The organism is Neptuniibacter sp. 1_MG-2023 (genome assembly GCF_030547185.1).
Taxonomy (GTDB): domain Bacteria; phylum Pseudomonadota; class Gammaproteobacteria; order Pseudomonadales; family Balneatricaceae; genus Neptuniibacter.
The window spans coordinates 299018-324979 of the sequence record NZ_JAUOQR010000002.1; the positions used below are offsets into that span (position 1 = coordinate 299018).

General features: G+C 42.2%; 22 protein-coding genes. 13 read left to right on the plus strand and 9 right to left on the minus strand.

The window, feature by feature from the left end; all coding sequences use genetic code 11:
- Nucleotides 1-3 precede the first annotated feature (3 nt).
- From Q4492_RS04100 to Q4492_RS04120, 5 genes are all read left to right on the plus strand, one after another.
- A complete protein-coding gene (locus tag Q4492_RS04100; RefSeq protein ID WP_303415992.1) occupies nucleotides 4-2346 on the plus strand; it encodes a TonB-dependent siderophore receptor in 2343 nt (780 codons plus the stop codon).
- Nucleotides 2347-2422: 76 nt separating this feature from the next.
- Nucleotides 2423-3568, plus strand: a complete 1146-nt coding sequence (locus Q4492_RS04105; RefSeq protein ID WP_303415993.1) for an alpha-hydroxy acid oxidase — start codon at nucleotides 2423-2425, stop codon at nucleotides 3566-3568.
- Nucleotides 3562-4248, plus strand: a complete 687-nt coding sequence (locus tag Q4492_RS04110; RefSeq protein ID WP_303415994.1) for a Fe2+-dependent dioxygenase — start codon at nucleotides 3562-3564, stop codon at nucleotides 4246-4248. The genes Q4492_RS04105 and Q4492_RS04110 overlap by 7 nt, the downstream gene beginning before the upstream one ends.
- A 30-nt stretch (nucleotides 4249-4278) precedes the next feature.
- Nucleotides 4279-5295, plus strand: a complete 1017-nt coding sequence (locus Q4492_RS04115; protein WP_303415995.1) for an extracellular solute-binding protein — start codon at nucleotides 4279-4281, stop codon at nucleotides 5293-5295.
- 765 nt (nucleotides 5296-6060) lie between these two features.
- Nucleotides 6061-6516, plus strand: a complete 456-nt coding sequence (locus tag Q4492_RS04120; RefSeq protein ID WP_303415996.1) for a DUF1294 domain-containing protein — start codon at nucleotides 6061-6063, stop codon at nucleotides 6514-6516.
- A gap of 58 nt (nucleotides 6517-6574) precedes the next feature.
- Here Q4492_RS04120 and Q4492_RS04125 read toward each other — a convergent pair whose 3' ends face one another.
- On the minus strand, nucleotides 6575-8500 hold the full coding sequence (locus Q4492_RS04125; protein ID WP_303415997.1) for a bifunctional diguanylate cyclase/phosphodiesterase: 1926 nt from the start codon (nucleotides 8498-8500) through the stop codon (nucleotides 6575-6577).
- 276 nt (nucleotides 8501-8776) lie between these two features.
- Nucleotides 8777-9622 (minus strand): DUF547 domain-containing protein, encoded by an 846-nt coding sequence (locus Q4492_RS04130; RefSeq protein ID WP_303415998.1) that lies wholly within the window; start codon nucleotides 9620-9622, stop codon nucleotides 8777-8779.
- Nucleotides 9623-9820: 198 nt separating this feature from the next.
- Here Q4492_RS04130 and Q4492_RS04135 point away from each other — a divergent pair, with 198 nt between their 5' ends.
- Entirely contained in the window at nucleotides 9821-10747 is a 927-nt protein-coding gene (locus Q4492_RS04135; protein ID WP_303415999.1) for a Dyp-type peroxidase, read from the plus strand.
- Between the two features lie 130 nt (nucleotides 10748-10877).
- Nucleotides 10878-11075 (plus strand): hypothetical protein, encoded by a 198-nt coding sequence (locus Q4492_RS04140; RefSeq protein ID WP_067862320.1) that lies wholly within the window; start codon nucleotides 10878-10880, stop codon nucleotides 11073-11075.
- Between the two features lie 112 nt (nucleotides 11076-11187).
- On the opposite strand, the gene cysK is transcribed toward Q4492_RS04140, so the two are convergent.
- On the minus strand, nucleotides 11188-12156 hold the full coding sequence (gene cysK / locus Q4492_RS04145; protein ID WP_303416000.1) for a cysteine synthase A: 969 nt from the start codon (nucleotides 12154-12156) through the stop codon (nucleotides 11188-11190).
- 205 nt (nucleotides 12157-12361) lie between these two features.
- Here cysK and Q4492_RS04150 point away from each other — a divergent pair, with 205 nt between their 5' ends.
- Nucleotides 12362-12832 (plus strand): tetratricopeptide repeat protein, encoded by a 471-nt coding sequence (locus Q4492_RS04150; RefSeq protein ID WP_303416001.1) that lies wholly within the window; start codon nucleotides 12362-12364, stop codon nucleotides 12830-12832.
- Between the two features lie 15 nt (nucleotides 12833-12847).
- Here Q4492_RS04150 and Q4492_RS04155 read toward each other — a convergent pair whose 3' ends face one another.
- From Q4492_RS04155 to Q4492_RS04175, 5 genes are all read right to left on the minus strand, one after another.
- Nucleotides 12848-13435, minus strand: coding sequence for a tRNA-uridine aminocarboxypropyltransferase (locus tag Q4492_RS04155; protein WP_303416002.1), 588 nt, complete (start codon nucleotides 13433-13435; stop codon nucleotides 12848-12850).
- 3 nt (nucleotides 13436-13438) lie between these two features.
- Nucleotides 13439-14854 (minus strand): DUF4139 domain-containing protein, encoded by a 1416-nt coding sequence (locus Q4492_RS04160; RefSeq protein ID WP_303416003.1) that lies wholly within the window; start codon nucleotides 14852-14854, stop codon nucleotides 13439-13441.
- 89 nt (nucleotides 14855-14943) lie between these two features.
- Nucleotides 14944-16965 carry an SUMF1/EgtB/PvdO family nonheme iron enzyme gene (locus Q4492_RS04165; RefSeq protein WP_303416004.1) on the minus strand — a complete coding sequence of 674 codons (2022 nt, stop codon included), beginning with the start codon at nucleotides 16963-16965 and terminating at the stop codon, nucleotides 14944-14946.
- 200 nt (nucleotides 16966-17165) lie between these two features.
- Nucleotides 17166-18014 carry a 3-deoxy-8-phosphooctulonate synthase gene (kdsA, locus tag Q4492_RS04170; RefSeq protein WP_303416006.1) on the minus strand — a complete coding sequence of 283 codons (849 nt, stop codon included), beginning with the start codon at nucleotides 18012-18014 and terminating at the stop codon, nucleotides 17166-17168.
- 75 nt (nucleotides 18015-18089) lie between these two features.
- Entirely contained in the window at nucleotides 18090-18515 is a 426-nt protein-coding gene (locus tag Q4492_RS04175; RefSeq protein WP_303416007.1) for a hypothetical protein, read from the minus strand.
- Nucleotides 18516-18746: 231 nt separating this feature from the next.
- Here Q4492_RS04175 and Q4492_RS04180 point away from each other — a divergent pair, with 231 nt between their 5' ends.
- Nucleotides 18747-19262: a HugZ family protein gene (locus tag Q4492_RS04180; protein ID WP_303416008.1), complete on the plus strand. Its 516-nt coding sequence runs from the start codon at nucleotides 18747-18749 to the stop codon at nucleotides 19260-19262.
- 60 nt (nucleotides 19263-19322) lie between these two features.
- Here Q4492_RS04180 and Q4492_RS04185 read toward each other — a convergent pair whose 3' ends face one another.
- Nucleotides 19323-19532, minus strand: coding sequence for a DUF2788 domain-containing protein (locus Q4492_RS04185; RefSeq protein ID WP_067862302.1), 210 nt, complete (start codon nucleotides 19530-19532; stop codon nucleotides 19323-19325).
- Between the two features lie 589 nt (nucleotides 19533-20121).
- Between Q4492_RS04185 and nrdA the strand changes: the two genes are divergently transcribed.
- From nrdA to Q4492_RS04205, 4 genes are all read left to right on the plus strand, one after another.
- Nucleotides 20122-22386, plus strand: coding sequence for a class 1a ribonucleoside-diphosphate reductase subunit alpha (gene nrdA / locus Q4492_RS04190; protein WP_303416009.1), 2265 nt, complete (start codon nucleotides 20122-20124; stop codon nucleotides 22384-22386).
- Between the two features lie 73 nt (nucleotides 22387-22459).
- On the plus strand, nucleotides 22460-23611 hold the full coding sequence (nrdB, locus tag Q4492_RS04195) for a class Ia ribonucleoside-diphosphate reductase subunit beta (protein ID WP_231867914.1): 1152 nt from the start codon (nucleotides 22460-22462) through the stop codon (nucleotides 23609-23611).
- 11 nt (nucleotides 23612-23622) lie between these two features.
- Nucleotides 23623-23889, plus strand: a complete 267-nt coding sequence (gene yfaE, locus Q4492_RS04200) for a class I ribonucleotide reductase maintenance protein YfaE (protein WP_303416010.1) — start codon at nucleotides 23623-23625, stop codon at nucleotides 23887-23889.
- A 724-nt stretch (nucleotides 23890-24613) separates the two neighbouring features.
- Nucleotides 24614-25840, plus strand: a complete 1227-nt coding sequence (locus Q4492_RS04205; protein ID WP_303416011.1) for a hypothetical protein — start codon at nucleotides 24614-24616, stop codon at nucleotides 25838-25840.
- The last annotated feature ends 122 nt before the right edge of the window (nucleotides 25841-25962 follow it).

Here is a 25962-nt window from a genome sequence, read left to right on the forward strand (position 1 = left end):
ACAATGTATCAAGCCAATACAAAAAAGCCCTCTAGCATAGAGCGAAATATAGGAAAGAAAAGCGCCTTTACCCCAGGTACTTTAGCCTTAGCAATTTCAGGTACCTTGATGGCTGGTGTAGCTACTGCAGAGGAAACAATCTCCCTCGATAAGCTGACCGTTGAAGAATCCGTCACTCCAGATACTAATCCTTATGCAGTACCAGGCTCTCCTTATTTGGCTGAACGACTATCAGACCCTCGCCGTACGCGTGACCTAGCGGAAACACCGCAAACAATTACTGTACTTACAGCAACAGAGCTTGCTGATACTGGGCGCACAGATCTGCGCGAGATCCTTGATGGACAGCCGGGTATTACTGTAGGCACGGGTGAAAATGGTAACGCGTTTGGTGACCGTTATGTGATTCGTGGTCATGAAGCCCGCAGTGATGTTTTTGTCGACGGTATGCGTGATCCTGGCATGACAATCCGTGAAAGCTTTGCAACTGAACAGGTTGAGATTAGTAAAGGGCCAAGTTCTAGCTTTGCTGGCCGTGGTACAACGGGTGGTGCTGTGAACTCTGCGACTAAACGTGCAAGTTCTGAATACGACTTCACTAAACTTTCAGCCGGCATTGGTACTGATAACCAGCACCGCCTATCTTTAGATACGAACCAAGTTATTAACTATGATACGGCAATTCGAGCTAACATCCTGCATGCAGAAGAGGATGTGCCCGATCGTGCGCCCGCTGATCGTCAGCGTAAAGGTGCAGCCTTCTCGATTACTCATCAACCAAGTGATGATTTAGAAATTACTGCTGATTATTACCACTTTGAAGGTAATGATAAACCGGATTTAGGTACCTACCTTGATACCTCAGGGGATGGACAACCGGTAGCTAATATCCCTGTGTATCTTCAAAATGAAGACTTTCTTGATTCCGAGGTTGATACAGCAACACTACGTATAGGTTATGAACTTAATCCGGATACACGTATTGTTAACTTGACCCGTTACGGCACAACCGATAACGGTTATGTAACAACCGGCGCGCGTGGTACTACCGCTTACCCTACACTGCTCGATGCAACGAACGACACTAATGGATATAGTTCAGCTACTTTAAGTACCCACCAAGGTTGGCAGGAAGTTGAGTATTTTGCTAACCAGTTTAACCTGTTGATGGACCGTGAGCTGGGTGGTTTAAACCATGAGCTTGTATTTGGCCTAGAGTATACCGATCAGCAAGTACTTAATGGTGTGTATGATAATACGGCCACAGGAGCGTCGAACTGTTTCGCCTCTGGTCGTGGAGGCCCCGGTGCTGCATATTGCCTAAACGATGCTAGTGGTGCTGAAGTTTCGGATGTTAACTCATTGCTCCAGCGCGATATATCTAAAGGTGATTGGGATTCCGATTGGAATATAAAAACCATCTCCCTTTCCATGATGGATACAGTAGATATAACGGATAAGTGGACAGTGTTTGGTGGTTTGCGTTACGACTACTATGACTACAAAACGACAGCCAATTATGATCCGGGCACAGGTCGTGAGTTGACAGATTTCATCAATGAAGATGGTTTCTGGAATGGTCATGTAGGGGCAAGTTATAAAATTAACCCTAAAGCGAATGTTTATGCGAGTTTCTCAACTGCGACTAACCTCAATGGTGGTGAATCGGACGTAGGTACAAGTTGTGGTTATGGTGGTATCTGTGCCGAAGGCGCTAATCCTGTTTTGGGTAATCCAGAAAAAACAGACAGCTGGGAACTTGGTACTAAATGGCGTTTTAATGATGATAAATTGCTAGCAACAGCAGCGCTCTTCCGTATCACAAAGAGTGATGTGATGGAGTCTTCAGACGGTGATTCGTATTCAACTGTCGGTACTTTAAATACAGGTAAAAACGAAGTAGAAGGTATTGAGCTTGGCATTGCCGGTAATCTTACCGATAAACTGAGTGTTCAGGCCGGTATCGCATTGATGAATGCTAAAGTGAAAGAATCTATTATCGAAGATAATGTAGGTAAAACTTTAGCTAACTTTGCTGATAAATCTGCCTCTTTACATCTTAGATATCAAGCGACTCAAGCTTTTGCTTTCGGCGGTACAGCAACTTACGAAAGTGTTCGTTATACAGGTCAGCCAGATACCGCGGCTAACGAAGAGATGGGTGTTCCTGGATACACTGTATTAGATGCGTTTGCGTCTTATAAAGTTAATCGCGATATGCTGCTTAGATTAAATGTAGGCAATCTTCTTGATGAAGATTACTACCTAGCTGCTTATCGTTCAGGTGCATTCACTTACATTGGTGATAAAAGGAATGTTCAGCTAACGATGGAATATAGCTTCTAAAGTTAGTATCCCCCCCTTCGGATATTTCCTTTGGCAGGGCTACTATAGTAGCCCTGTTTTTTATAAGTGATGATATATGTACGAACCCAGAAAAATTCTAGAAACGCTTAACTATATTCCCCCTGAGATTTTATCTGCTCAGGATTATGAGTTACTCGCACCGGACTTTATCCCCCAAGATCGCTTTGCTTATATCTCGGGAGGCAGTGGGCATGATGTCACTTTAACCAAAAACCAGCAGGCCTTTGCTAAGGTCGCTTTTATTCCACGCGTTCTACGTGATGTTGAGCAAGGCTCTACAACAACTGAGTTGCTGGGACAGAGTTTTAAGCACCCCATATTATTAGCCCCTGTTGCTTATCAAACCTTAGTTCATCCTCAAGGAGAGCAAGCAGCAGCTTATGCAGCCCAAGCGACGGATAGCTGCATAGTGGCGAGCACACTATCTTCCATGACCTTGGAGCAGATAGCGGAACAGGCTGGGTCAGAACGCTGGTTTCAGCTCTATTTTCAGCCGGGTTTTAAAGATACCCAACACTTATTAAAGCGGGCTGTGGCGGCAGGTTATAGAGCTATAGTTGTGACTTTAGATGCCGCTATTCAGCAGCCCAGTATGCGAGCCCAGCGGGCTAGATTCACATTTCCTGCCGACCTTATTGCCGCCAATTTAGTTGATCAGAAAGCGGCTAGTAGATCATCCTCTGTGGGAAATCAAAGTCATATTTTTCACAGTTATATGCAAAACCTCCCTTCGCGAGAACAATTACAGTGGCTTCTTGAAAACAGCCCTGTACCTGTATTGATAAAAGGGGTTTTGCATAGTGAGGATGCCCTCGAATTAAAAGCCTTAGGCGCTGCCGGTATTATTGTATCTAACCATGGCGGTCGAACATTAGATGGTGTGCCTGCTAGCCTCTCCATGTTGCCTGCTATCCGTTCAGCGGTCGGTGATAGTTTTCCATTGTTGTTAGATAGCGGTATTCGCTCTGGTGGCGACATATTTAAAGCCATTGCTTTAGGCGCTGATGCAGTGCTTATCGGGCGGTTACAGGTTTATGCACTTAGTGTCGCCGGCGCTTTAGGTGTTGCGCATATGATCAAGTTATTAAGAGAGGAGCTTGAGCTCACTATGGCGATGACCGGTTGCGCCACGATCAATGACATTAGGCTGGCCGATCTTACGACGGAATCATCAAATTTAAGCCGGAGAAATGAATGTTAATTACCATTCCAGAGTTGCTGTCTAAGGCTGAAGTAGAGCAGATCAGAACACATCTAGATAGCGCTAATTGGCAAGCGGGCAGTCAAACTGCGGGCAGTATTGCGCGTAAGGTAAAAAAGAACCAGCAGCTAGATGATAGTAGAGAGCCGGCTATCAGCTTAGGGCATCATATTGTGCGTGCCTTATCGCAGCATCCGACCTTTATTTCGGCTGCGCTGCCGGACAAAATCTACCCACCTAAGTTTAACCGTTATAGCGAGAATGAGACTTACGGTGCACATGTAGATGCGGCGTTAATGCAGATACCTGAGACCAACCAAACTCTACGAACCGACCTTTCTGCAACGATTTTTCTTGCTGAACCTGATGAGTATGAGGGAGGCGAGCTCAGCATTGAAACGCAATATGGCGCACAAACCGTAAAGCTCGCAGCGGGTGATATGGTGCTTTATCCTTCCACCAGTTTACATCAGGTCACGCCGGTCACTAAAGGTGTGCGGGTCGCTTCATTCTTCTGGATTCAAAGCTTAGTGAGCGATATCCAGCAACGGGAAATGCTCTTCGACTTAGATCAATCGGTACAGCAGCTTTCAGTTGAGCTGGGCCAAACTCATCGGGAAGTGGTAAAGCTAAGTGGGATTTATCACAACTTGCTACGCCAATGGGCAAAACCTTCTTAACTTTTTGATTTTCTTATAGGCGATTTAATAATGCGATTTAAATATAGCTTACTTGCTACGGCCTTAGCGCTACCTCTACTTTCAACTGCTAGTCTGGCGGCAGATCTCATGGTGTATTCATCACGTAATGCCAGTTATATAAAACCTCTATTAAATGAATATGCATTAGAAACTGGCGTAGCCGTTAACTATCTTGTCAGCCCTGCAGTGGAGCTGATTTCACGTCTAGAAAATGAAGCGCAAAGTACGCAAGCAGAGATTAAAAAAGCTGATCTGATGATCGCTTCAGGAGCTGAGTATTTCTGGATGGCGTCAGAGAAAGGGTTGTTAGCGTCGGTTCAATCAAGCACTCTTTCAGAGAACGTACCTGCCCATCTTACATCACCAAAACAGGATTGGTTTGGTTTTGCCAGTAGAGCCCGTACAATTGTTTACAACCCAACCAAAGTTAAGGCCAGTGAGCTAAGCAGTTACAGTGATTTAGCATCTCCTAAATGGAAAGCTAAACTCTGCTTGCTCACTTCTCAGTCAGCTTATACTCAAGCCTTCGTCGCGATGTTAGCTAAGCATGAAGGGGAAGAAAGAACTGCTCAGATTATGCGCGGTTGGGTGGATAATTTAGCCGTGGCGCCTTTCGGCGAAGATATACAGGTGCTTGATGCGATTAACCAAGGTCGTTGTGATGTAGGTATTGTGAACTCTTATTACTTTATACGGTTTAAAAGACAGGAGCCGGATACTAAGCTAAAACTCTTTTGGACGGATCAAAAGGGGACGGGCACTCATGTAAATATTACGGGCGCGGCGGTAGTCGCCAATACGCCTAATCAAGCCCAAGCAATCGACTTTTTAGAGTGGCTAACCACTAAAGAGCCGCAAGCTACTTATGCCAAGCTAAGCATGGAATACCCAGCTAATCCAGATGTCTACCCAGCAAGGGAAGTGGCGAGGCTCGGAAAATTTAAGATGGATACAACCAATCTATCTAATATAGGTATGCATCTACACACAGCCCAAAAACTAGCAAAAGAAGCAGGCTATCCATAACAGGTTTTGGGCAGTCTTACTGTACATAATAAAAGCCCAGAATGGGCTTTTATTTGTTTTAGCGAGAGAGTGTTTAATTCCACCTTTCCTGCTTTATCTGCAAGCGATTGCTATAGCGCTGGGCTTAGCTTTTTTGTCTAAGGGTGACAGTATGTGAAATCTGTTTTATGCGCTGGACAGCGTAAGTAAACGACCTCTGCGGTACATCTCCCAGATTGTTTGTTATCAGATGTTATACGTAGGTTAATGAGAACCGCGGGGGTTTCTACTGCGCTAACAGGAACCTCATTCACATTAGCGATCATCATTTGATGTCCCTTGAGTGGTGCGGGATATGCTTTGGCGGCGGCAAGAGTGATCCGATCACAATGCTTAGAGGCTTGAGTATTGTTTGTGGATATAAGTTTCCAACCGAGTTGCGGCGTATAGTCAATGGTTGCCGTAATTCGGGCAATTGGCTTATCAAATGTTTTTAAAATCGACTGCCACGAAATTGTTCTACTTGCTCCGGACTCATGCCTGCATGGGAAAAGGGAGCGAGAGTTATGCAAGCAAGGATAAGTGCGCGTGTCATACAATATTCCTTTTGATAGGCATTTAAATTACATTGATCCTCAATGTAGCTTTTCCGATCATTTTAACTAAAAGTTACTTATCGTTTTAGCATGAAACAACTTTCTGTGTGCTCTAAAAAGTCTGAGTAATTTAGGATAGGCTGGTTTTAAAAAAAGATCTATTCAATAGATTTACTTTGAAGAGAAGATGATGAAGACGTTTTATTGCTCAACTTTGCTGTTGTTTATCGGTTTAGTGTATTCATATTGGTTTGGTTATACGCCAGTGTTGCTAGGTTTGATCTATTTGCTGGCAAGTTTGGTTGCTTATTATTTGTATGCAAAAGATAAAAAAGCGGCGATCAATGGAATGTGGCGAGTACCTGAAAATACCTTACATTTATCAGCTCTCTTTGGAGGGTGGCCTGGCGCTATGGTTGCACAGCAGCGGTTGCGTCATAAAACTAAGAAGATGAGTTTTAGGCTGATGTTTTATATTACGTTTTTGATCAATATAGGTTTTGTTTTTTGGCTGCATACGCCTGATGGGTCAACTCAGTTACATATCTATCTTTATAGGTTTGAGTATTTTTTGGTTGATCAGTTCGGCAGTAATGAGGTTGTCACTATGTTGTTAGTGTTAACTAAGTTTCATTCTGCACTTTAAGTCTGTTTGAACTTAATTTGATCAGGGTTTCAGATTGTCTGCTCTCAATATAGGAGTGCTAATTGGATCTGAAATTTTTGAAAATATCGAATTCGCTGGCAGGAACAGGTTTTTGGAATAGGTAACCTTGGCCATATTGGCATTTTAGGTTGTTTAAAAACTCGTAACACATCTCGGTTTCGATCCCTTCAGCGATAATTTCCATATTTAACTCATGCCCCATTGCAATAATTGTGGATGCAATTGTGTTATTTGCAGGCATAAAGCTTTTGTCGATTTTCAATACATCAAAGGGTAGGTCTTTCAAATAGCTCAAGCAGGAGTAACCGGTACCAAAATCATCGAGTAGTAGTTTAGTACCTAGTTCGGCTAGCTCGTGAAGTGTGGTAACACTGTTCTGATCTTCGGTAATAACGCTATTTTCTGTAATTTCAATATGAATGGATGAAGCCGGTAAGGATAAGCGGGTTAAGATATCCGACAGTCGTTTAGAAAATAATGGGTCTTTTAATTGCTGAGATGAGACATTAATAGCCATTGCGTGGTTGATGGCTCCAGCATCGTGCCAAACTTTACACTGCAGGCAGGCTTGTTCGAGTACCCAGTTACCTATATCAATAATCTGTCCTGAGTTCTCGGCAATGGGTATAAATTCATCGGGCCCAATAGTTTCACCATTAGCGGTTGTCCAGCGTAAAAGTGCTTCACTGCCTACAGTGCTGCCATCTGTAAGTTTAACGACTGGTTGATAGGCAAGGCTGAACTCATTATTTTTAATGGCATGGTGCAGTTGGTGAACGATGCTGAGTTTACGATTTTGTTTAGTTGCTGAGCGCTTGTCATAAGGTTGGTACTGATTTTTACCCGCATTTTTAGCTTGATACATCGCTGTATCTGCATGCTTTAGAAGTACGGTGCTGTTTCTACCATTTTGTGGATAGCAGGCAATACCTATACTGGCTGTAATATATGATTCAACGGTGTCTAGTTTAATGGGCTTGCTAATGGCATCGATAATTCTATGGGCAATAGAGTCGATAATCTCAATATCTACAAAGCAGTCGGTGACAGCAACAAACTCATCTCCACCAAAACGTATGACTGAGTCGTTTGCTCGTACAGTATTGGTAATACGTTTTGCCATCTCAATGAGTAACTTATCACCTACGGTATGACCTAATGTATCGTTGATGTCTTTAAATTGGTCTAGATCTATAAACATGACCGCAAACTGTGAGTTATTGCGAGATGATTTAGCAATCGCTGTATTAATTTTGTGGTCTAGTGAGTTTCTATTGGGCAAGCTTGTTAAGCTGTCGTTGTAAGCGAGTTGTTTATTACGCTCCTCGCTCTTTGCGAGGGCCTTCATTGCCTTTTCCTTATTAGTCAGTACGATCGCGACTGCACGGGATATCAATATGGTTAAAAGCAAAACGATGATTGAAGAGAGTATGATCAACCAGATGGTAACGTTGGCTATAAGGTTGATTGTTGTTTCTACAGGGTGTTCAAATTTGACGGAGTTGCTTTGAAACTCAGAAACGGCTTTTGTTAACTGGTTTTGTAGCACTTGTGTGCTGACTGTGCCATTTTTGTAGCCTGTCAAAGCATCGAGTGTTTCGTTAGCGATTATTAGGTCATTTTCACAAATAGCGATTATAGAATCGGTACCAATCAATTTCATTAGTACTCGGTCAGACCAGCGGGTTATTGATAAACACTCAATAGGTTGCCTGCGAATATCAATAATAGTTTGACGTATTTTCTCAAGATTTAGAGGTTCTTCGGTTGGAAAAAGTTTTATAGGCGCAGAAATAAGCCCCGTTAATTCAGCGGTATGTTTGAAGTGACGGATATTTAGCTGGTGAAAATAGTTGCTGTGGTTGAGAGTGAAAAAGCTCCATACCAATACTAAAGAAAATAAAAAGAAAATAAGTGTTAAAAAGGGCAGTGCCTTTCTGGTCCCGCTATTTGTCAATGTCATTTATGATTGTGCCCTAGAATTCGTGCGCACTTATAAGTGTGTTTTTTGAATGTTAACGGGCTTATAACGAGCTCTCTATTATTTATAGCATAGTATGAGTGAAAAGCGAGAATAGGTTGCTTTTAAAAAGCAATTCATTCTAAGAAGTAAATAGCACCTACTATAGATCTAGCACGGTCTAGAGGTGCTGAGTGTGTATCGTTGGCCTTTGCCTCAAATCACGGGAGGCTGAGCCTTTACTTTTCAGGGTAATGGCTCGGTTCTTTACTTTTATGGTTACCGAACTTCATTTAATTGCCAATTATATTGATCATCAAAAATGCTTTGTACCGTTGATAACTGATGCTTGAGAGGTTCTTTAGCGTACTGTTCTAAGTGTTTAATTACCTGAGTGTCATCGCCTCCAAAATCCTCTTTAAACCAGTTGTAAATACTTGATACGATCAACGTACCGTCTTTGATTTCTACGCCTCTTGGATGGTTGATAAAAGCAGTTGCTGCTTGTTCTAGCTGTTGTTCCATGTTTTCTGCTGTATAAGCTTGTGTGCTTAAATTTGGGCAGCCAAGGGATGCGCAGTTAACGGCATAATGGGTTCTAGGATCTTTCCAAATAGGGCGAAGAATTCGATGCTCTATATCGTTGAGACTTAACGGTTGCTGCTCAACACTAATCAGTTCTTTCTTCCATGGCCCTCGGGTGAATAAGCCTGAGAGTTTGATATCCATAATAGATTTGATGGGGTAGTGGTCGAGTACCACATCAACGGTCAGTGCATTGTATAAGTTTATCCAGTAAGCCCGCTGTTGATTACGATTATATTGGCTAATGGGTAGGGCTGTGAGTGTAGCAATATAGCTTTTTAGGGCCTGTTTATCCGCTGCTGTTACGCTCGCATATTTGAGGGTATTAATACCCTTTACGGCGGTATTGCTGTTGCTATTTGTTTCTACATAGGTTGAAAGAAACTGATTCCATGGATTATGACTAATAACCATCTTGCTCTGTGGATCGTGCTGCAACCAGTATTCCCAGAGCTCTGACTTTGGTGCGGCATAAGTGTTTATGGAAAGTGTGGTGGTTAGGGCTACTAGGCATAGTAGCGCTGTCTTTATGAATCTCATGGGGTGAACTCTTCTATTTAACTATTCATTTGTACTTAAGACTCTATTTTGATGACAAAATTCAAAATTTTTTAATGATTTTTTATAGTCTGTCACTAGGTAGTAGCTGTTATTAGTGAATTAATCCATGATCTTTAATGTGACTTGGTGGTATTGGTTTTATACTTAAACGAAGTTGTTTTGATAAAGAGGTGAGTAATGGCGTTGTATCAAAAGGGGATAGTGGCTGAGGCGAATCGTTCAGCACTTTTTTTAACGTTAAATCAAACGCGCAACGAAGGTGCTAAACAGCGTGTTAAGCAGGTCTTAGCGGATGTTACAGCGCTTGAGGAAAAGTATAACCAGTTAGAACCTGAGGCGGGGTTGTGCTTAGTGGCGGCGATAGGCAGTAGTTATTGGTCACAAATCATCGATACTGGGGCGCCGGCGGAGTTAGCTGCGTTTCCTAGTTTTGAAAATGGTGAGAATGTTGCACCTAATACGCCGGTGGATCTGCTTTTCCATATACGCTCAGAAAGGAAAGATCTCAATTTTCAGCTAGCACGGGAGCTCTGTGCTGAGTTAGGGGATGCGGTTCAGGTAGTTGAGGAGGTCGATGGGTTTAGATATTTTGATATGCGCGACTTCACCGGTTTTGTCGATGGAACTGAAAACCCACAAGGTGATGATCGAATAGGGGTTGCCGTTGTTGGAGAGGAAGATCAAAACTTTGCGGGTGGTTCCTATATTCATCTGCAGCGTTATGTTCACAATATGGCCTATTGGAATAAACAGCCGGTAAAAAAGCAGGAAGAGACATACGGTAGAACAAAAGAGGATAATGTGGAGTTCGCCTCTACAGATAAGGCACTTACGGCTCACACTAAAAGGACGTCCTTAAAAGACAGCGATGGAAATTCTATTGAGATTCTTCGCCATAGCATGCCCTATGGTGATACACAGGAGTGTGGGCTTCTTTTTGCGAGTTACTGCTGTACGCCGAAAAACTTTACGCTCATGTTAAAAAGTATGGTGGAAGGGGATGGTGAAGGTCATACCGATCACCTGTTAAAATATACCCGAGCGGTAACTGGGCAGGCATTCTTTGCGCCTTCACGTGTGTTTTTAGAAAATATTAACGGATAAGGTTATAGTTCTCTGTAATTTTACTACATGCGGCTTATTTGTTTGTCTGTTTTTTGTTCTATTTCTTGCAATTTGTAGGATTTGTACTAGGGTGTCAGTATAAAAATTACAATACGGGTCAGAGAATAAAATGCAGACGGATATACATGTACGCACTATCGCTATTTTAGCGGTAGATGGCGAGAATTATGAAGTAAATGGGTGCTATCAGGGACAGCAGCGTAGAGCGAAGTGGTACAACGTATTTAAAAGTAGTGACCATGAAGTGCATGCGGATCATTTAGAGGTGTTCCCTTCCCATGCGGATATTCGGAAATTGCTTAATTAGGTAGTTGTTAGTAATTAAGCGATCGTAGATATCTTTGAAATGATAGTAAAAAGCCGGATCTGTTATCTCATCCGGCTTTTTTGTGTCTGCAAGTGTGCTATGGCCGTTTTATTTATTGAACCGATTCGTTATCGCTGAACATGCCTTCAAATAGGGCAGAAGATAGGTAACGTTCACCGGAGTCCGGTAAAATAACGACTATGTTTTTATTGGCGTGTTCTGGTTGTTCTGCCACACGCATAGCTGCACAAACCGCTGCGCCGCAAGAGATGCCTGCCATAATACCTTCTTTTTCCATTAACAGTTTAGCGGTTGCAATTGCATCTTCATTGCTGACTTGTTCGACCTGATCAATCAATGCCAAATCTAGATTTTTAGGCACAAAGCCAGCGCCAATCCCTTGAATTTTGTGGGGAGAGGGTTTTACGGTTTCGCCATTAAGTGTCTGCGAAATAACGGGTGAATCAACCGGTTCTACCGCAACAGAGGTGATTGCTTTACCTTGCTGGTTTTTAATATAACGAGAGATACCGGTAATGGTTCCGCCGGTTCCTACACCTGCAACAACAACATCCACTGTACCATCGGTGTCGTTCCAGATTTCAGGACCTGTTGTTTTTTCGTGGATCTCTGGATTGGCTGGGTTCTCAAATTGTTGCAGCATGATATGAGTATCAGGGTTTTTATCTACAATCTCTTGTGCTTTATCAATAGCACCTTTCATGCCTTTTGCTGGTTCAGTTAAGACAATGTTGGCGCCGAGTGCCTTCATGATTTTACGGCGTTCAAGGCTCATGGAGGATGGCATCGTAAATATAATATCGTAACCACGGGAGGCTGCTACGAATGCCAGCGCGATACCGGTATTGCCGCTGGTGGGTTCAACCATAGTTATCCCTTGTTTAAGAACGCCGCTTTTTTCTGCAGACCAGATCATGTTAGCGCCAATACGACATTTTACAGAACCTGCAGGGTTGCGGGACTCAATTTTACCGAAAATATTTAGCCCAGGAGCGAGGCGCTTAAGATGTACTAGCGGCGTATTACCAATGGTAAGGGAGTTATCTTCGTAAATTTTCATTTTGCTACCCTAGAATCCTTTTGATGGCCTATATATCTAAAATGAATATAAGCGCTGATTTTTATGTTTGATTGATAATATAAGTTTTAGCGTAGAAGCATATATTGTATCAAGTGGTTTTTAGATGAAGTTTTTCTCCATAAGATTACCGGTAGTTGATATTATGGCTTTTTAATTGCTGTGATAGTTGTAGTAGGAGAAGGTTATGCGCTTTATTTCGAGGCTGTTAGCGCCGCTTGTTTTTGTGGTCGCTTATGCTTTATTTCGTTCGTCTATACAGCAAAAATCCCTTAAAAAACACAACTTCGTTATGAAACTGTTTCGCTTCTGCGCTGATAATGGTCATAAAAAAGCATTGAGCGTTTATGGGCATCTTTTGCACTTTAAAGGGGATGGTATACAAAACCGGATTCAGGGTGGCATATATTTGCAACAAGCTGCGGAAAAGGGTGATGAAAAAGCGCAGTATCAGATGGGGCGTATCTTTGAGAATGGATATGAACATTATTTTCAGCCGGATGCTGAAAAGTCGCTAAGTTTCTACACTAAAGCGGCGGAGCAGGGACACCAATTAGCTATAAAACGTTTAGTCGATACTTATGCTCAAGGAGAGCTAGAGCAGGTAGCTGATCCCCTTAAAGCCGATTATTGGCGAGCGAAGCAGTCGCTGTTATAAAAGGCGGTTTTACCCTTAATGACGCTTTGATTGTTTATAGTGCGTGATAAATGCATCGAAGGCTTGGGTCAGCTGTGTGGCAGGGCTAAGTTCATCGCACAGCTTTAGCAGTTCGATGATAGTTTCTGCTGTACATAAATGATCCGTATCGGGATTTCGCCTTAGGTCATATCTACTGGGTGTTTTTGGATCAAAGGCTAGAAGAGGTAATTGATCTAACCAAGGGCTTTTTCGGACAATTTTTCGGACCTCCTTCCATGTGCCATCGGGCACAATAATTAGGGTTTCACGCCCAGTATTCAATTTTATTTCCTGTTGCCGAACTTTAAGTTCTTCCCTGTCGGCGGGAAAGAGTAGCCAAGCATCAGTGTTTTTATCTTCGATCTGTTGGATTAGCTCGAGTGGTGGTTCATTTCGTTTCCACAGATAAGCTTGGGTGTTTTGAATGGTATTTAAGATGATCTTGCTAGTGGTAGTGGGTCTTGAGGATTCGTTCTCGTGGAGAAGGAGCACAAGCTTTACGCGACTGGTTGTAGGGTTGCTCTGGCTGCAACAGCACCAGTTTGAGATAAGGCCGCAGCCAGAGCAGTAATGAGTCAGCAAGGCTTATCGTTTCTCCATCTTAACGTGGAAGCGAAGAACCTTTTCTCCTTTTGCAGGGACTTTTATTTTCCATTGGGCACTGCCGCCAAGTACTTTTTCGAACTCGATGTTGCTGCTTTCCATCTCCCAAACGAGAGGGAAGTTTGCCGTCATAACTAAATCCGCAGGGGTGGAGCGGCTGTTAGTAATGCGAAGTTCTTGTCCCACTTTAAAACCATTAAACACTGTGCTGAAGTGGATCTGTTTACGGTGGATCGATAGGTCAAAGGCTTTGCCTTGAGTTACTTCGACTTCATCCCCTTCCCCTGTATGGTTGATACTGCTGCCGCCCATAAACTGAAGTTGGCCTTTGCTATCAGGGCTGAAGGTTCTGATTTTTCCTGCCGGTAGCGGCATACCTAAGTGAGATTTTTGATCATTCAAAAATTTGAGGGTTAAGTTCGGTTTAACGCGATGCTGGTTACGTTCCAGTGTTGGATAAACCAAAAATTCATAATCATAACTACGGCTGACGGGCACTTTTTCTGCGGTGAGGAAGGATACCTGTTTCACTTGGCCATTTAATAGATCTACTTTGCGCGGCAAACTAAACAGATGGAAATCGCCAATGCTTTCTCCACTTAGTGATTTAGGTGCGGCGGCTCCGCGAGCCATTACCATATTAGAGAAATCTTCTTGCAGTGCGGTTGCATGGCGAGCGCCTGGATTATTTAAGTCTCCTGCCACTAAAGAGATCTGAGCGTCTTTAAAATCAGCACCAGTGTTGTTTGTTAGGCTGGCTAAACCATCAAGGGTGACTTGTGTGCCCGCTTCGTTAAGCGTCATAACGTAATCCATGTCCCAACTTAATCCGCTCGTTAGGTAGCTTATACCTGTTAGTTGGGCTTTAGATGTGCCAGACGAACGGAAACTTACGCTTGGTTTAGCGAGCAGTTGGCTTGGCAGGTTTGGAAAAATAAAACGCCAGCCGTTATTTAGAGGGATGCTTTCAAAACTGTTATTACGTTTAATCAATGCGCGGCTTCCATCGATGCTCAGCAATTTCACTGAGCTGATAATCTCTTTTCCGGATACGGGGTTTAAGCGTGCAAGTTTTAGCTCTTTGCCAACAAAATGTTGCAGTAAATTCTGTTGGTTAAGCAGGTTGGTATTCAGGTTTTGCTCAAGTATTTTACCGGCATTGTCTATGCGTAAGCTTTCGACTTGTAGCTGTTTGCTTACATCTTCAAGGGTCACCGATTGTCCGGTTTTTAAAGGGGGTAATTCGCGAGTTTCACGGACTAAACCTAAATTTTGGTTGTATAAGGTTAGGTCGATAGATTCTCTCTGTTCAGAGCTTATCTGTAATGTAGTGGCTTGCGCGGATAAAACGGTGAATCCCGCGAGGCAAAGAGCAAGACTGATTTTGTTAATTGGCATATGGAATATTCCCTGAGAACGAGTCCCTAATCTATCAATGTTAGAATGAACCTAGGCTTTCTGGTTGTTGCTCTAAAGCGTTCCGTTCTTTATTCAAAGTCTAGTGCGACTCTAAAGCCCCAGCTGTTACGTTTTGAGTCTACTGGATGTCGGTAGCGGCTGGCGGGTCGAATTAAACGATCAATCTCAAACCAAGAACCCCCTCGCATAACTCGGCTTTCACAAACTTTTTCCGTATAAGCTGAGCCATTTCTAGGTGTTGTTTTGTAGCTGTTGGTGTAACAGTCTGCCACCCATTCATCAACATTTCCTGTCATGTCGTGTAGACCCCAATGGTTAGCGGGGAAGCTGCCGACTGGGATAGGCTTAACGCCATCAAATTCACTACCGCATCCGGAGCAGACTGCCATGTTAGGTTTGAGTTCATCACCCCACCAGTAAGTGCTCAGGGTTCCAGCTCGTGCCGCGTATTCCCACTCTGCTTCGGTTGGGAGGCGATAAGGGTGGCCTGTCTCGTGGCTAAGCCATTCGACATAGGCAGAGGCGTCCCGCCAAGTTACATTGATTACTGGCTGGTTGCCTCGGCCCCAGCCTTCATCGTCAGGTAGAGGGCGTTTAGTTGCTTTGGCGAAGGTATCGTATTCAGCAAAAGTCACTTCAAAACGTGATAAGGCAAAAGGTTTACGGATTTTAACAAGATGTACAGGTTTTTCGTTATCGTCTCCAATCCCTGCTTGATCACCCATACGAAATTCGCCGGAGGGCAGTAACACCATTTCAGGGCCGTAGGTTGTGTTGTCGATCTGATCTTTAAAAATCTGTTGGCCCGGTGTGTCAGGTTCTGCTGCTTTTAGCATTTTCTGGGCAGATAATAATTTTTGTTCAAGTAATGAGTTGTTTTGTAATGCGTCGTTTAGCTCTTGCTCGGCTCGGTTTTGTATCTCTTGTTGAGCTTGTAGAGAGTCGTACATTTGCTGTAAAGCTTCTTGTTGTTTGGCTATTTGTAAAGTTTGGAAGTCTTTTTCTTTAAAGTTGATTAACTCTGAAACAGCCCAGCCTGATAGATAACCAGCAATAAAAATACAGCAGCCGATCAGTGTATAAATTACAAGCTTGGGAGGTGCAGTTAATAGCTTTATCGATCGTTTAGCTGTGCTTTTTAGCTTGTCTTTTATAGATGAGGGTGGGCTATTTTCGTCGTTTGTTTCACTTTCCATTGCTGCGTTAGGTTGTTCCTTTGCTGACTTATCGTTGCTTTCTTCTTCAGTCTTGGGTGGGAAGATAGCCTTCATTAACTCTGTGCAGCTAGCGAAACGTTCCTCGGTATCAGTGGAAAATGCTTTTTGGAGTTCTTCCCATTGTTCATCGTCTAAATCTGTTGGTTGTTCTAACTGCTTCCGTACCCGATCTGCTTCCGACTCATTGACATCAAAGGGGGGCTTGCCGGTAAAGACTTCGTAAATGATAGCGGCAAAAGCATATACATCAGTTTTGCGTGTCAGTTTGCCCGGATGGAAGGCTTCAGGAGATTGGTATGCTTTGTAGCTGGGAGGTGCTGGTAGTAGATCTGCAATTGATTCTAGTGCTTCTCTTAAGGCAGATAAGGTCAGTTTAACCCCGCCTTTACGATTTATATAAATAGCATCAGGCGATAAACATGCGTGTGGGCTTCGTAGTTTTTGGAAGTTCATATCGACAGCGTAAGCGACCTGTCGGAGTAGACCTAGCCGTTGAGCTAGTTGAAGCTGCTGTCCCGCTTTAATGAATCCGCTAAGTGTTAGGCCATCCAGTTTTTCATAGGATAGGAGTAGTAGTCCGCCTTTGTGAGGGAAAAACCCATAGCATTCTGCGATATGTTTATTTTGCAGTTGTTTGCTTAGAGCTGCATGCTTTTTAATCCCTTCGGCAAAACTGGTTTGTTTTAGGAGGGTGGGGTTGATAATCAAGAGGGTAACAAGCGGATTACCGGCAACATCAATATCCTTGGCCTGCCATAGTTGGCCAACGAGGTGTGTTGAGCTATTACCTATCAGTTGAAAGCGGTGATGCTCAGGCCCCAGTATAGTGCCTTCCTGTAACGACTGATAAATTGAATCTGCAGTATCACTCATGGAAAATTAAAACCTATCCTTAGTTTTCATACGCTTATCATCGATAAGAGTGTAGCAATAAGTCAGTAGCTAATAGTCTGGTGCTGAGTTGGATAAGAGGTTTATTAGCTAACCAATGAATTATAAAAGAGTAAGCCCATAGTTCAATAATGGGCTTATTTCTTTGTCATATATAGGACTTATAGCAAGGTCAGGCGCTTTTATATAGAGGTATCTAAGTGGGGGAAGCTTTTTACTAGTTCATCCACCGCTTTCATTTGCGCTAAATAAGGTTCAAGTGTGCTGAGAGGAAGAGCGCAAGGGCCGTCGCATTTAGCTTGATTTGGATCTGGGTGAGCTTCTAAAAAGAGCCCTGCAATACCTTGCGATAAACCTGCACGAGAAAGTTGCGCAACCAGTGCTCGGCGGCCACCGGCGGAATCGGCGCGCCCACCAGGCATTTGCAATGCATGGGTGGCATCAAACATGACTGGATAGCTGAACTCTTTCATTATGGAGAAACCGAGCATATCCACTACTAAGTTGTTATAGCCAAAGCTTGAACCGCGCTCGCAGAGAATTAGTTGATCATTACCGGCTTCTTCGCATTTATGCAAAATGTGTTTCATCTCTTGAGGTGCGAGGAATTGTGCTTTTTTTATGTTGATTACTGCATTGGTTTTAGCCATTGCTTCAACAAGGTCAGTCTGACGAGAGAGGAAGGCTGGTAGCTGGATAATATCGCAAACTTCTGCAACAGGAGCGGCTTGATAGGGCTCATGCAGATCGGTAATTAAGGGAACGTTAAAGGTTTCCTTAATTTCTTGTAATATTTTTAGGCCTTCATCAAGGCCAGGGCCACGAAAAGATGTGAGAGATGAGCGGTTGGCTTTGTCGAAAGAGGCCTTAAATACGTAAGGGATGTTGAGTTTTGTCGTAACTTCCACGTAGTGCTCGGCAATTTTCATTGCTAAATCACGGGATTCTAAAACATTCATACCACCAAATAGCACCATAGGTTTGTCATTGGCTATTTCAATGTTTGCGACCGTTATGGTTTTTTGCTGCATAGCTATCAATCGTCCATCATCACTGGAAAAGAAGCATTATAACCCTATCTATAATGACAACAACTGATCTAGTTGTTATGAGTCGACTGGATCTTCTACGCAGGGGAAAAGATGCGCATATTTCCCTATCCACTCCAAAGCTGCATCTTGATTGGAGATTGTGCGCCCCTCAACCTTGAGTACATGGTTGCGATAGCGTTGTATGTAGCATAGTTGTTCAAGCATGCGAATTCTATTTAGAGCATCAGAACCATTAAATGTGATGCCTAGTTCGTAGCCATTAGGTGTGTTTTCACAGCTATCAATTGTTCCACTTACTTCCAGTTGTGATGCAATGCTGGGTATTTTTATGGCGATAGCTTCACCTGAGTGGAAAGGTTTTTCTGAGTGGCAAACTAATTGGAGTTGAGATGTATCAGATATAGCCTGATGTGACTCTTGTAAATCAAGTTCTATAGGAAACTCATCTGGATGGCGGATAAACATTTTTTGCTCGCCCATGACAAACACCTTGATCAACACTGTCTGCGTAGTTGTTGATAGCAACCCTACACGATTAATGAACCTGCGGTTTCTTTAAGGTTTAGACCGAAAACAATGTAATCGTTCAAAAACCTAGCAGGACTTCTTCATGTGTTCCACTTATAGTATCGACCATAATGGAGGAGTTTTAATAGTAAATTCTTTTTTTATAAGAGATTTATGGTTTTAAGTTGAATTGGAGAGCGGGCAATGAGCGATGTTGAGTCTGACAAGTTAATGTTGCTGGAGACTAATTGTAGAAATTTACAGCAAGCAAATAGTACCTTATTACTCTCAACTTTGGGGGAGGATTTTCCAGAGATTAGCTATGCGCCTTTTGTGCGTGATGAGGAGGGGAGTTTTTATATTTTCATAAGTGAGCTGGCAGCCCATACACAAAACCTATTACGTAACCCTTTAGCCTCTGTGATGTTTATTGCGGATGAGGAAGGAAGCCGGAACTTATTTGCTCGCGAACGTCTGACGTTTAAATGTGAAGCCCATGAAATGCTCTCGAGTGAGAGTCATTATCCATTGCTGCTCGATAAGTTAGAAAAAAAGTTTGGTAATGTCGTTGGTATGTTAAGAAGTTTGCCTGATTTTCACCTTTTTTGTCTCCGGCCTATTGAGGGGCGGTATGTGGTTGGCTTTGGTAGTGCTTACGTGGTTAAGCCGAAGACAGGTGAGCTGGAACATATATCAGAAGCTGTGTTGAATAAACCTTAGCTGCCAGTGTCGCAAGGGGTTCTTGGTTCTTTCTGCTATCACTCTATTGATAGCGACGCTTTAGAAAGAGCCACCCTCCATCAACTCTACAATAATTGTTTTAACTAAGAAGGCTGCTAAGCCTAAACCAAGCGCAAAAAATAAGATGATGGTGCCAAACTTACCTGCTTTCGATTTTTTTGCTAAGTCGTAGATAATAAAAAAGATAAAGCCTGCAAAGACAACTAGACCTATATTCAGTGCAATATTTTCAATTTCTGCCAAGCGCATATAACTACCTCATTGCTTAAGCTAAAAAGTGGGCCCAAATTATATAATAAAGATAGTGTGAAGGGTACTTGGGTTGACTTCGGTAGCTAAATAGGATCAGTGCTATAAACCTGAATTAGTTGTTTGATCAAGGTTTAAATATGGTGATTGCTCTGATAAATTACACTAAAAATAGTGCATAAAGATCCAGCAAAAAGTTTGGGGAAATACATTATTTTTTGCTTGCTTTTGGCACGTATTTTGATGCTGCTTTTTTGATTAATTTTTTTTTAAAAAATGTCATCTAGGTGGTTATGTAATGGATTCGCTGTAAGCCCCGTTATATGGATGTTTTAGCATTTATTTGATGGTTCCTACACCCTCCAAAGCCCAAAATCAAGTATTGCAATAAACACTGGGATCACTATATTTAGTGTCTTGAGCCATTGTCGCTACTACATGTTGTGTCTGGCTGGATAAATAGAGTAGAAAAGCTGAGAGCTGCACTATTATAGGCTCCGCTTTTTAAAGGGATGATTTTTTGCCCCATTATGAAGCGTAATACAGCGTACTAACTAACAATTATAAAGTCTTCAAATTGGAAGGTCGCATGCAGCAAGATCTGATGGTAACGAAAAGGGATGGACGCCAAGAACTGGTTGATCTGGAAAAGATTCATAAGGTTGTTATCTGGGCTGCGGAAGGACTAAATGCCGTATCACCTTCTGAAGTAGAATTAAAAGCACATTTACAGTTTTTCGAAGGTATGCGTACTTTCGATATCCACGAGACACTTATTAAGTCCGCTGCGGATTTAATCTCAGAAGACTCTCCCGATTATCAGTATTTAGCCGCACGTTTAGCTATTTTTCATCTGCGTAAACGTGCCTTTGGCCAGTATGAGCCTCCTCACCTGTATGCCCATGTTAAAAAACAAGTTGAAGACGGGCGTTATGATAAGCATCTGCTAGAAGATTATTCAGAAGCAGATTGGGATGTTCTTAATGGCTACTTAGAACATAAGCGTGATATGAACTTTTCCTATTCAGCTGTTAAACAGTTAGAAGGGAAGTATCTTGTACAAAACCGAGTTACTGGTGAAGTTTACGAAAGCCCACAGATTCTTTATATGCTGGTGGCGGCTTGTCTTTTTGCCGATTATCCAGCTGATACACGTTTGGATTATGTCAAACGTTTCTATGATGCGACGTCTTTATTTAAAATATCACTGCCTACTCCTATTATGGCTGGTGTGCGTACGCCAACACGTCAGTTTAGCTCTTGTGTCTTAATTGAATGTGGCGATAGCTTAGACTCAATTAATGCTACGTCTGCATCGATTGTGAAATATGTTTCTCAGCGTGCAGGTATTGGTATTAATGCGGGTCGTATTCGAGCTCTAGGTAGCCCGATTCGCAACGGTGAAGCCTATCACACGGGTTGTATACCTTTTTACAAGCATTTTCAGACTGCGGTTAAATCCTGTTCACAGGGTGGTGTTCGTGGTGGAGCTGCGACGCTGTTTTACCCTATTTGGCATTTAGAAGTGGAATCACTTCTGGTATTGAAAAATAACAGAGGCGTTGAAGAAAACCGTGTTCGCCATTTAGATTACGGTGTGCAGATTAATAAGTTGATGTACACCCGCTTGATCAAAGGCGGTGATATTACACTGTTTAGTCCCCATGAAGTGCCAGGTTTGTATGAAGCATTCTTTGCTGATCAAGATGAGTTTGAACGTTTGTATGTTAAGTATGAAAACGACCCATCCATTCGTAAAGAAACCATTAAAGCGGTTGAACTGTTTGGTATTTTAGCGGCAGAACGTGCACAAACGGGCCGCATCTACATTCAGAACGTGGATCACTGTAATACACATAGTCCGTTTGATCCGGCTGTCGCGCCTGTTAAACAATCCAACCTATGTCTTGAAATCGCATTGCCAACTAAGCCTTTGCAGCATGTAAATGATCCAGAAGGTGAAATTGCGCTTTGTACTTTGTCTGCTTTTAATTTAGGTGCTCTTAATGACCTTAGTGAGCTAGAGAATCTTGCTGATCTGGTTGTACGCGCCTTAGATAACTTATTGGATTATCAAGATTATCCGATTCCTGCGGCCCATACATCGACAATGAATCGCCGTCCTCTAGGTGTAGGTGTGACTAACTTTGCTTATTATTTAGCGAAGAACGGTGTTAAGTATTCAGATGGTTCAGCTAATGGTTTAGTGCACAAAACATTTGAAGCAGTACAGTACTTCCTGCTTAAGGCTTCCAATGTATTGGCTAAAGAACGTGGTGCGTGTCCAAAATTTAATGAGACAGTTTACTCGAAGGGTATTCTGCCTATTGATACCTATAAGCGTGAAGTGGATGAGTTCTGTGAAGAGCCGTTACATTACTTCTGGGAAACCTTACGCGAAGATATACGTGAGTTTGGCCTGCGTAACAGTACTCTAACGGCGTTAATGCCATGTGAAACTTCCTCTCAGATTACTAATTCGACAAATGGTATCGAGCCACCGCGTGGTTACGTTTCTGTGAAGGCAAGTAAAGATGGGATCATGAAACAGGTTGTTCCTGGATATACTGAGTTGCGTGAACAGTATGAACTACTTTGGGATCTTCCTAATAATACAGGCTATCTACAGTTGGTGGGGATTATGCAGAAGTTTGTCGATCAATCGATCTCTGCAAATACCAACTATGATCCTTCCCGTTTCCCAAATGATAAAGTGCCGATGAAGCAGTTGTTACAGGATTTATTGACGGCTTATAAATACGGGGTTAAGACTTTGTATTATCACAACACGCGCGACGGTGCTTCAGATCAAGCGGATGATACTGGGTGTGAAGGTGGAGCATGCAAGCTTTAATCCGCATGTATTCCCCGATCAGATAGGTAGAGCTCGCCTGTAATCCTTATATTGCAGGCGCCATAATTATAAAATTTCAGGAACGAATATATCGATGGCGTACACCACGTTCAGTCACAGTACTCATGATGCAACTAAAGAACCGATGTTTTTTGGCCGAAGCGTCAACGTTGCTCGATATGACAAGCAGAAATATCCAATTTTTGAAAAGTTAATTGAAAAGCAGCTTTCATTTTTCTGGCGTCCTGAGGAGGTAGATCTATCTACTGACCGTAAAGACTTTATAAATATGCCGGAACATGAAAAGCATATCTTTTTGAGTAACTTGAAATATCAAACCTTGCTAGATTCTGTACAAGGGCGCTCACCTAATATTGCATTTTTGCCTGTTGTGTCTTTGCCCGAGCTAGAGACATGGTTTGAAACATGGGCATTTAGTGAAACGATCCACAGTCGCTCTTATACTCATATTATTCGTAATATCATTACTGAGCCTTCAGAGGTTTTTGATGAGATCGTAACGAATCCCGAAATTATTCGCCGCGCTGATTCCGTTACACGTTTATATGATGAGTTTATTAACCTTTCCAGTGCCTACAGTATTCATGGCGAAGGTTTGCACACCATTAATGGTAAAGTGTTTGACACCTCGTTACGTAATTTGAAGAAAAAGCTTTACCTAACTTTGGTCTCTATCAATGTACTTGAAGCGATCCGTTTCTATGTAAGTTTTGCCTGCTCTTTTGCTTTTGCAGAGCGAGCTATTATGGAAGGTAACGCTAAAATTATTAAACTGATTGCTCGTGATGAAGCACTTCATCTAACGGGGACTCAGCATATGTTGAATATTATGGCATCTGGTGCAGATGATCCTGTGTTTAAAGAGATTGCGAAGGAATGCGAGCCTGAAGTTTATGGGATTTTTAAGGAAGCTGCCCAACAAGAGAAAGATTGGGCAACATACTTATTCCGTGAAGGTTCAATGATTGGTCTAAACGCTAAAATCTTATCGGACTATGTAGAGTACATTACAAATGTTCGTATGAAAGCGCTGAATTTAGAAGAGATCTTCCCTGCTTGTCAAAACCCACTCCCTTGGATGAATGCTTGGTTGGTGAGTGACAATGTTCAGGTTGCACCGCAGGAAGCAGAAATAAGCTCATACTTAGTTGGTCAAATTGACAACGAAATGGGCGATGATGATTTTGACGGCTTTGATCTATAAGGACGTATTACATGGCTGGCCCATCAAGGATCAAAGTTAATAACCACCATACTTTTTATTATCAGTATGAAACTACGTTGTTGGATGCGCTAGAGGTTCAAGAGATACCTGCACCTTACAACTGTCGTGGCGGTTATTGTGGTTGTTGCAAAGTGCGCTTAATCGAAGGTGAAGTTGAATATGTGCAAGAAAGCTTACTAGACCTTCAGGATGATGAAATTCTAACTTGCTGCTGTATTCCTAAAACGCATATAGAACTAGAACTGCCGGAAGACTGATTTTAGCCTTCACGATTATAATTTTTTAAGTTGTCATTTATTTAGCGGTGTTACTCTCGGGTTTCACCGTTTTTCTCGTTTCTTTTGCACAGGCTAAAAAATAAACTGTCAAGTGTGCTGGTCTTACTTTTAAAAAATAGATAAATTTTTATTGATTTGTTTAACTTGTTGAAATTAAAGGTTTAATTTTTGTTGGATTAAAAAGTAAACGATTGGCTAGAAACAAGGTAATTTGTGCGTTTGAGCAATCTACCCCAAAACTATGCACTAAGTTATCCACAGTATGTGTGGGTAAAAAAGTCATATAATAATTTATATATAACTTCCAAATTTATGGCTTTTTTGAAGATGAGTTGTGCGCAGTTCGGCTATTCATCTGAATTACAGCTAAGCCCCTAACTTCATATTTAATGAAGAAAACAGTTTAGAGGAAATAGCTATAAATGCTTTAGCCTATTATTTATAATAGTGCCCGCACTTAGATACGATACAGCGCTTTCATAAGATTAATATGGAAGCGGTATGTAAATCTGAGCTGAGAAGGCTCCGCGACCTTTAGTTAAGAGGCGCTTGGTGAGTATTTTTCATGCATAAATTTAGGTAATTAATTGAGTTTCTTAAGTAAAAGAGTACTCTGTACAATAAATGTTCAGTAAGCTCGTTGATTCGCTTTTAATCACCACATTTTTTAACCAATTATCACTGCCCGCATAGGAATTTAAGGATGAAGTTCCCCTGTATTCAATACCGCCTATTTTTTGTCTTCTTTATGGGTTTGTTGGTTTATCCAGCAACCTCTAATGCCGAGCTTATTGCTCAAGGGTTTACAAACCTGACCGGTACTGCAGAGCGAATGATCTCTTATCGTCATCAAGAACGTTTTTTTATTACTGATGATGGTGCTCAGCATTTATTGCTTAACTTAGGCGACCGAGAGAGTGAATCTAAAGGTGCCCTTGCTTTAATGGCTAAGCAGGCAGATCAAGCTGATTGGGAAGAGGCTGTTGATTTAAGTTGTAGTAATAATGAGTCTACTGCCGATATGGTGTTAGAGAATAATCGACTTCATATTGTTTACAGTTGTAATAAAGAGGTTTGGTATTCCCGTTTGAGCTACGATGCTTTAACGTCCACATGGTGGAATTTAAAGAAAAAAAGAATTTTTAAAAGTTTAACCCAGACGCCGAGCGCGCCAACTATTGCCATCAGCTCGGATCAGAAGCTGCATGTTGTTTTTACTCGGACTGCTTTAAATAAAGTTGTGCAGCTGGTTGGTTATTCAAGTAACAACCCTTTGTTTAGATGGACATCAAGCGGTACCTTTGGCTCTGAAAATAAACGGCCAGGTAAAGCTGGACGTATTTTGAATATTGGGGCGGATATCGCTTTAATTTATACCGATGTTTCTTTTGTTAGTGGTACTGCGCGTAGCACGTTGAACTTTATTCAATTAGCTGAAGATGGCTCTTGGAGCGATCCGGTAGTCTTGGAATCAACCGATGCTGGTTTTCATGACCCTTACGGAAGCCACTATAGTGCCGCAGTTGATGACCAAGGAAATATCCACTTAGTTTGGCCGGTTGAGAAACGCTTAGTGTATTACCGTTATGATCAAGGCAACTCAACTTGGAGTGCAGATTATATTTTAGAAAACCCACATAATGCGGTATATAGCCAAGTTGCCAAACATATTGATGGCCGTATATTTCTTGTTTTCAATGTAGGTGAGCAGTTACAAGTGGTCGAAAGTGATGATTATGGTCTTACTTTTAGTCATACCGCTTTTTTAATTCATCCTACAGGTGATCCTGTTTATGATTGGGCGCAGCCACGTGTTGAGACTCCTGCTGTATTTTCTGGCGTGCTAGATGTTTTACAGCAGTTATCTACAGTGCCGACTGAAACTACAGAGGCGGTTGAACGGTTGTATCTATTTTCACTAACGCCGTAATCTGTTGATTCACTCTCTATTCAGTTGATAAATCTGATACTGGTGGCGTTATTATGGTTTTTTGTAGTTGTAGACTCCATAAATAGAGAACTTTTAAGCCAAATTCATGTCTAATTAGTGTG

Excerpts from the sequence above, each read along its gene's own strand:
- Q4492_RS04100 (WP_303415992.1), top strand. The coding sequence starts at position 4 with ATGTATCAAGCCAATACAAAAAAGCCCTCTAGCATAGAGCGAAATATA.
- Q4492_RS04105 (WP_303415993.1), top strand. The coding sequence starts at position 2,423 with ATGTACGAACCCAGAAAAATTCTAGAAACGCTTAACTATATTCCCCCT.
- Q4492_RS04110 (WP_303415994.1), top strand. The coding sequence starts at position 3,562 with ATGTTAATTACCATTCCAGAGTTGCTGTCTAAGGCTGAAGTAGAGCAG.
- Q4492_RS04115 (WP_303415995.1), top strand. The coding sequence starts at position 4,279 with ATGCGATTTAAATATAGCTTACTTGCTACGGCCTTAGCGCTACCTCTA.
- Q4492_RS04120 (WP_303415996.1), top strand. The coding sequence starts at position 6,061 with ATGAAGACGTTTTATTGCTCAACTTTGCTGTTGTTTATCGGTTTAGTG.
- Q4492_RS04125 (WP_303415997.1), bottom strand. The coding sequence starts at position 8,500 with ATGACATTGACAAATAGCGGGACCAGAAAGGCACTGCCCTTTTTAACA.
- Q4492_RS04130 (WP_303415998.1), bottom strand. The coding sequence starts at position 9,622 with ATGAGATTCATAAAGACAGCGCTACTATGCCTAGTAGCCCTAACCACC.
- Q4492_RS04135 (WP_303415999.1), top strand. The coding sequence starts at position 9,821 with ATGGCGTTGTATCAAAAGGGGATAGTGGCTGAGGCGAATCGTTCAGCA.
- Q4492_RS04140 (WP_067862320.1), top strand. The coding sequence starts at position 10,878 with ATGCAGACGGATATACATGTACGCACTATCGCTATTTTAGCGGTAGAT.
- cysK (WP_303416000.1), bottom strand. The coding sequence starts at position 12,156 with ATGAAAATTTACGAAGATAACTCCCTTACCATTGGTAATACGCCGCTA.
- Q4492_RS04150 (WP_303416001.1), top strand. The coding sequence starts at position 12,362 with ATGCGCTTTATTTCGAGGCTGTTAGCGCCGCTTGTTTTTGTGGTCGCT.
- Q4492_RS04160 (WP_303416003.1), bottom strand. The coding sequence starts at position 14,854 with ATGCCAATTAACAAAATCAGTCTTGCTCTTTGCCTCGCGGGATTCACC.
- Q4492_RS04165 (WP_303416004.1), bottom strand. The coding sequence starts at position 16,965 with ATGAGTGATACTGCAGATTCAATTTATCAGTCGTTACAGGAAGGCACT.
- kdsA (WP_303416006.1), bottom strand. The coding sequence starts at position 18,014 with ATGCAGCAAAAAACCATAACGGTCGCAAACATTGAAATAGCCAATGAC.
- Q4492_RS04175 (WP_303416007.1), bottom strand. The coding sequence starts at position 18,515 with ATGGGCGAGCAAAAAATGTTTATCCGCCATCCAGATGAGTTTCCTATA.
- Q4492_RS04180 (WP_303416008.1), top strand. The coding sequence starts at position 18,747 with ATGAGCGATGTTGAGTCTGACAAGTTAATGTTGCTGGAGACTAATTGT.
- Q4492_RS04185 (WP_067862302.1), bottom strand. The coding sequence starts at position 19,532 with ATGCGCTTGGCAGAAATTGAAAATATTGCACTGAATATAGGTCTAGTT.
- nrdA (WP_303416009.1), top strand. The coding sequence starts at position 20,122 with ATGCAGCAAGATCTGATGGTAACGAAAAGGGATGGACGCCAAGAACTG.
- yfaE (WP_303416010.1), top strand. The coding sequence starts at position 23,623 with ATGGCTGGCCCATCAAGGATCAAAGTTAATAACCACCATACTTTTTAT.
- Q4492_RS04205 (WP_303416011.1), top strand. The coding sequence starts at position 24,614 with ATGAAGTTCCCCTGTATTCAATACCGCCTATTTTTTGTCTTCTTTATG.